General features: G+C 27.2%; 4 protein-coding genes. All 4 read right to left on the bottom strand.

From position 1 onward, the window contains the following. Positions 1-198 precede the first annotated feature (198 nt). The 4 genes from P2G10_RS12645 to P2G10_RS12660 all read right to left on the bottom strand — a co-directional run bounded on the left by P2G10_RS12645 (position 199) and on the right by P2G10_RS12660 (position 3,112). Positions 199-837 carry a hypothetical protein gene (locus P2G10_RS12645; protein ID WP_275316956.1) on the bottom strand — a complete coding sequence of 213 codons (639 nt, stop codon included), beginning with the start codon at positions 835-837 and terminating at the stop codon, positions 199-201. A gap of 152 nt (positions 838-989) precedes the next feature. After that, entirely contained in the window at positions 990-1,607 is a 618-nt protein-coding gene (locus P2G10_RS12650; protein WP_275316957.1) for a hypothetical protein, read from the bottom strand. Positions 1,608-1,842: 235 nt separating this feature from the next. Beyond that, complete coding sequence (locus P2G10_RS12655; protein ID WP_275316958.1) at positions 1,843-2,361, bottom strand: DUF6843 domain-containing protein; 519 nt, start codon at positions 2,359-2,361, stop codon at positions 1,843-1,845. A 229-nt stretch (positions 2,362-2,590) separates the two neighbouring features. After that, on the bottom strand, positions 2,591-3,112 hold the full coding sequence (locus P2G10_RS12660) for a hypothetical protein (protein WP_275316959.1): 522 nt from the start codon (positions 3,110-3,112) through the stop codon (positions 2,591-2,593). Between the last annotated feature and the right edge of the window lie 90 nt (positions 3,113-3,202).

Consider the following 3,202-nt stretch of genomic DNA (forward strand, 5'->3'; position numbering starts at 1 on the left):
AAAAATTCACTTTAAAAGCTAAAAATGTTCAATTTTAACGGTTTCCGCTAATGAATGCCAACGTGTTTGTATAAGAAAAGTTGCGGTTTTGTCAGCGAGGAATTTCCGAAGGAAATTCAGAAGTTGATAAAAATGCAACTGCCTTTAGTTAAGTACTAATTTAGCAATTTTTTTTATACGGTGTTGTAGTGCGTTTTTTTATTTCCAAAATTCCCACCATTTTCCTTTTTCAACCGTTTCATTTATTTCTTTATAATTGTTTTTTTCTAAATCAGTTCGATTATCAATGTATTCTAATTTTCCAAATTCGTTAGTTTTTCCAATTAAAACTACTTTTTCGTTTTCAATCCAATTCAATACTTTCTCAATTTCTCCAATAATATCTGGATAACAATTCTCAATTAAAGTCAGTTTCTGTTTTTCAGATAATTTCTCAAAAGTTTCTATTCTATAATAACTATAAGGACATTCTAAAGCTAAACTATAATTGAATGCTAAATTGTCCATAAAATCATAACCTTTACAATACAGAGTGTAAAAATTCCGTATTGATTTCGAGTAATTTTTAGTTCGGTTTTTTGCGTTTAATAAATCTTTCGTTATTTTCCACTTTTCAACTTCGCTCTGACTAATTTGATTTTCAATTAGTTTTTTTAATTCAGAATGCGAATTTTCCTTTTTGTAATTAAAAGAAAGAAATTCATAATATGAATTCGAATTCAAATTGTCTTTTAGTTCCGTTGATTCATAAATCCATTTTTCAAAATTCGGCAGAAGTTCTTTTTCTGACCAAACTTTATAAAATTCTTTTTGTATGTTTCTTGAAATTTCGTTCATTTCTTAAATGCACTACAACGTTTTTATATATGGTTTGTTGCGTATTTCGAGCAACTAATTTAGTAAATAAAAGCGAAATAGAAAATCCCTAAGGATTTTCGTAAGTAGGCTAGTATTAGCAATAAATTATATATGGTGTTGGCAATCTGGCTTTATTCCATTTTCCATATTTCCCACCACTTTGGTTTTTCAATTTTTACTTTTCTTACTTGAATTGGTTTTTGGTTTAATTCCTTTCCTTTTTTTAAAATCATTGTATTTAAATTAAGTTCATAATCCGTTTTGTTATATTCTTCTCCGCTTTCACTATTATTCCAATTATATAATTGACCTTTTAGGAAACCATTTTCAATTCGGTTGTTTCTTATTCCGTCCCAACATAAATTTTCAATATATTTTATTTCATTTGGCTCTTTTATGATTGCTATTGAATTGGAATTTAAAATAAATATTTGTTCGTTATTATATTTTAATTTCTCTAAAACAAAATCTATTTCATTAATTGGATTTATTGTTTCAATATCAACTATGTAATTTCTATTTAATTCATTGATTGTTGATATTAAAAAATATCTATTATCTTTTAAATTGATAATTTCAATTTTTTTTTCGATTTCTCCTTTAAATCCATAAACCCATTTCTCTCCGTTATTTTTGGTAAATTCTATAGGAATACAATATTCAGATAAACAGCCGTTAATCGCTAAATATCCATCTAAATATGCAGGTGGATATTTTAATATTTTATATGGATTTTCATTTTTATTCACGGTTTTTTTTGCTTGTTGCCAACGGTTTAGCTAAGGTTAGTGTGGGAGTAGATAATCAAAAATTATCGGAGACCGCACTAAGCTGAAGCCTTTTTGTTTAATTTTTATTTTATTTCAAAAAGCTAAATCAAAAAGGATTTAGCGACTTAGTAAATATACACAAAACATTGAATAAGAAACAAAGCCCACATTAACTTTAGCTGTTGTTGTATACCGTTTTATTCACATAATATTCTCATTCTCGAACAACATTAAATGTCATATAATAAGTCGTTAAAGAAGATTTTGTCGAATATTTATCATTTCCAATTTTCCCAGGACTATTTCCTGTTACTAATAATTCAATTCTAGGTGATTTTTTAGCTTCAGATTTATTATAAAATTCCATTTTTGTTTTTTCTCCATTATTAGATATAGAATAGTATTCGTGGTCTATAAACCCACTTTTATATTCATAATTAACATATAAAGTACCTTCTTTCGGAATGTTTAGTATTTTTCTTCCATTTTGCACTAATGGATTAATACCCGATTTGGAGCCATAAATTATAGTGACTTTACCAGTTAATTCTTCAGGAATTAAAAATGTCTCAGCATCAGTTCTATTAATATTTATCCAAATTATCCAATATGATACTATAAATAAAATACTTCCTAGAATATAACTTAACTTTATTTTAAGTTTTCTTTTATTTAAAGATATTATTACTAAGCCAATTGTAAAAATAGGTATTGCAATAATAAAAAAAATCATCATGTAAGTAAATCCAAGTACTCCTATCAATAAAAATAGAATACCTAAATAAAAAATAATATCGTTTTTTTTCATTTTTTCAAATGGTATACAACGGTCTAGTGTATGATTTCGTTGCGTGTTTAAGCACTAAAGTTAGCAAATAAATCACAGATAGAAAGTCCGCGAGGACTTTCGTAAGTAGGCTATAACCAGCAATGAATTATACACATTGTTGTGCAACGTATTTTTATATTTTCTTTATAATCCAATTCGATATTTTTTCAATTCGGAATATTATTATTAGTATCAAAATCGTTTTTATAATATAATTCGCTATCGCAAAATCAGGTAATTCAATTTCTTCATTTCCATTCATGCTCGAAATAAATTTAGAACAGTATTCAACTAGATCAGGAATTAGATAAATCAATTTCGCTAACCAAATAATTCCGACTGTCAATAAAATCACTTTTGTCAGAGATTCAGCGTTCAGTTCCGTTTTTATTTCATTGTCCGCTTTTATTAGTTTTTTAGCAATCCATTCCGCTTTCACGAATAGAAATATTGAAACGACAATATTCGCTATTGTCAGAAATGTTCCAGTAAAAAAGAATTTGTCAATCGGTTCACTCAACAATTCGTCAAATCGAGCCATAGTAGCAGTTCCGTAAACTGAAAAAAAGTAAGAACCAAAATGGTCAAAAATTTTCGTGAATAAATATATTCCAGCTATTCTAATTGTAAGAGCTGTTAAAATTCGGTTTGTCATTAACTTTCGGTTTTGGTCATATGTTGCACAACGGCTTTGTGCTTATAGTTTGTTGCGTAAATTTAGCGAAAAAATAATAAATAAAGCACA

The organism is Tenacibaculum bernardetii, assembly GCF_029125915.1.
Lineage (GTDB): Bacteria > Bacteroidota > Bacteroidia > Flavobacteriales > Flavobacteriaceae > Polaribacter > Polaribacter bernardetii.